At 70.7% G+C, this 3222-nt stretch carries 2 protein-coding genes and 1 pseudogene; all 3 read right to left on the bottom strand.

Annotation, left to right across the window (positions count from 1 at the left end; translation table 11 throughout):
• Positions 1-218 (bottom strand): annotated as a pseudogene (locus ACFYY1_RS43155) (sugar ABC transporter substrate-binding protein); the annotation flags it as partial.
• 94 nt (positions 219-312) lie between these two features.
• Positions 313-1569, bottom strand: coding sequence for a Gfo/Idh/MocA family protein (locus tag ACFYY1_RS43150; RefSeq protein WP_388595578.1), 1257 nt, complete (start codon positions 1567-1569; stop codon positions 313-315).
• 31 nt (positions 1570-1600) lie between these two features.
• Positions 1601-3222: peptidase C14 (locus ACFYY1_RS43145; protein WP_388595576.1), on the bottom strand; the 1622-nt coding region annotated here is incomplete at its 5' end.

Raw genomic sequence — 3222 nt, 5'->3', positions numbered from 1 at the left:
ACGCCCGAGTGCTCCTTCTCGAACGCCTTGACCAGGCCGTCCCAGTACGCCTTGTTCTTGGCCTCGTCGAAGATGACCGGGTAGGTCCACATGGTGACGGTGTTGTCGTCGCTGCCGCTGCCGGAACAGCCGGCCAGCACACCGGCGGCGAGCGCGGTGGCCAGCACGGGGGCGGCGACGGCGCGGACTCTGGAACGGCGGGTGAGGAGACGGGACATGGTGTGGTCCTCCGAGGACGTGAGGGTGGGGCCGGGAAGAAGGGGAGTCACTGGGCCGGGCAGAGGGGGAGCCGCTGCGCCGGGGCGAGGGGGGTCACCGCGCCGGGACCGTCTGGACGGTGCCGGTGTGGCGGGCGCGTTCGGCGGCGAACGCCGCGAGATGACTGCCGAGCGAGGTGGCGGGACCGGAGCGGACCGCCCCGGCGTCACCCGTGGCGACGGCGGTGACGAACGCCTCGACGAGCGCGGCGTCCCCGCCGCCGTGCCCGTCCGCCGCGTTCGAACCGGAGGCGCCGAGTTCATGGACGGTGGTCTCGCCGGTACGGAAGTCCTGCACCGTGACCTGCTCGCCGTCGCCGATCAGCCAGCCGTGCGAGCCGAAGATCCGGGTCTGGCGGTGCGTCTGCTCGGTGAACGCCACCATCTGGAAGGTCGCGGTCACCCCGTCCGTCAGCTGCATGGCGAGGACCTGGTGGTCGACCACGTCGTTGTCGCTCCGGTAGGCGCAGACGCCGTACGGGCCCTCGCGCAGCGCCCGTACGAGACCGGCCTCGTCGGTCGCCTCGGTGACATGGGTGACCGGCCAGACCGCGCCCTTCTCGCGCAGCGTCGGCATGTAGAGCTTCAGCGCGCTGTACGGGCAGCCGGTCTCGACCGCACAGTCGAGACAGCGCTCGGCGGACCCGGCCGGGGCGTTCTCGGGCCGGAAGTGCTTCAGCGAGCCGAAACTGGAGACCCGCTCGATCCGGCCGCCCATCACGTACGTGATCCAGTCCAGGTCGTGGCAGGACTTGGCGAGCAGCATCGGCGAGGAGTCCTTCTCGCTGCGCCACGGCCCACGCACATAGCTGTGGGCGTAGTGCCACCAGCCGACCGGCTCCAGATGGTCGAGGGAGACCAGCTGACCGAGCACGCCGGAGTCCACGACCTCCTTCACCAGGTCGGTGTACGGGGTGTACCGCATGACGTGGCACACCGCGAACAGGACCCCGGACCGCTCCACGCCCTCGACGATCCGCCGGGTCTCCTCCTCGGTCGGGGCGAGGGGCTTCTCGGCGAGGATCGCGTAACCGGCCTCGGCCAGCGCCAGCACCGGCTCCACATGGAAACGGTCCTGGGTGGCGACGACGACGGCGTCGGCGATGCGGTTCTCGACCAGCGGCCGCCAGTCGTCGAACTCGACGGGTGCGCCGGCCGCGGCCCGCGCCGCGGGGCGCGGGTCGGCTACGGCGACGAGTTCGGCGCGCTCGGGGTGCGCCTTGATCCACTCGGCGTACGTCAGACCGCGGTTGCCGGCGCCGACGAGCGCGACCCGTACGGGCCGGCCGGTGATCGGGGTATGCGTGGACACGGGAATCCCTGGTGCTCGATGAACGGGGTGGTCAGATGCGCAGCGTGGCCGCGGTGTGGGCGACGCGGTCGCCCTCGTCCGGCAGCGCGGTGCGCTCGGTGCCGTCCTCGACGCAGCCGGTGTGCAGCAGATGGCTGTCGCCGGTGAACGCCGCGGGCCGCAGTTCGAGCCGGCCGCCGGTGAAGGTGGAGCCGGTGTTCCGGTAGCGGTTGGGGCCCTCGGTGACCAGCACATGGGCGGTGCCCTCGGGCGCGCTCGAGTCGAGGCCGGACAGCTGCCAGTCGACGGTCCGTCCGGAGCCGGTGCGGGCGAGCAGCGCGCCGTCCTTGTTGGTGCCGCTCAGCCGGGTGCCGTCGACGCGCAGCCGCTGGTCCTTCGCCGAGGTCAGCTTCAGCCCGGTGTCGCGGAGTTCGCCGCCGAGCACGGTGATGCCGGCGTGCGCGAGCGAGACGGGGGCGGTGTCCTTGGAGCCGGTCAGCGTGCACTGGTCCAGGGTGAGCTGGCCGGTGCCGTTGAACACCGCGCCGTCGACGCCCTTGAGGACGCTGCGCTGGACGGTGAGCGGGGCGGTGACGTTGGCCTGGGTGATCTCGGCGCCCGCCGCGAACGCGAACGAGGAGTCGGCGATCACATTGGGCCGGGCGGAGAGGTCCGAGGCCCGGGAGACGATCAGCGGACCGGTGGCCGTACAGCCGCGCATCTGTACACCGTCGGCGTTGACCCAGAGCATTCCGGAGCCGGCCAGCGACTTCTTGCCGATGACCAGGACGTCCTCCAGGGTCAGATCGGTGATCTTGACCCGGGCCACGAACCAGGAGCAGGCGTGCCGGCGTACGGTGATCCGCTTGGCCCTGCCGCCCCAGGCCGCGCCGGAGTTGGCGAAGGTCATCAGCCCGGAGTTGCCGGTGTAGACGAGGTCGTGCTCGAACTGGCCGTGCGTCACGAACGGGCCCTCGTCGTCACCGTCGCCGTGGCAGTTGGTGACGTAGCAGTAGGCGGAGGCCGTGAAGTCGTTGAGGTGGCGGGCGTTGGAGGTGTGACAGTCCTCGACGTGCCCGTACAGGCAGTAGATCTGCTGGGTGAGGTAGCCCGCGCCGCCGTAGGTGACGGACTTCGGGTTGGTCAGCGAGCACTGCTCGGTGCGGTAGTACGTGCACCAGCGGCGCATCACGACCGGCCAGAACGTGCCGATGGCCTCGATCCCGGAGACGTCGCAGCGCACCGCGTACTCGTACGCGACCGGGTGCGAGCCGGTCATCTCGTCCTCGCCCCAGCCCTCGAAGACCATGTTGCGGACGTGGGCGCGGTCGACGGGCTCGACGCGGGTCCAGGTCAGGGTGCGGCCCGCGGCCAGGTCCCAGCCGATCTGGTAGTTGACCCGGATGCGCGTCGCGTCGACGACATCGGTGACCTGGACGAGCCGCTGGATCTCCTTCTCGTACTTCCCCGCCAGGGCGTTGATCTCCACGGCCCACCACTGGCCCACGGCGAACTTCGAGGAGTCACCGACCTCGAAGAGGTCCGAGAGGTCCGGCATCGCCTCGCTCAGGGAGTGCTTGACGGTGGTGTCGGTGACGGTGCCGCGGAAGGAGAGGACGGCGCCGAAGGGGTTGTCGTGGGTGTTCTTCTCGATGCCTTCGGTGCGTATGCGGT

Origin of the sequence: Streptomyces sp. NPDC001890, assembly GCF_042891445.1 — a bacterium.
Classification (GTDB): domain Bacteria; phylum Actinomycetota; class Actinomycetes; order Streptomycetales; family Streptomycetaceae; genus Streptomyces.
Note: the sequence above shows the minus strand (reverse complement) of the source record. Positions and strands in the feature narration are given on the sequence as shown.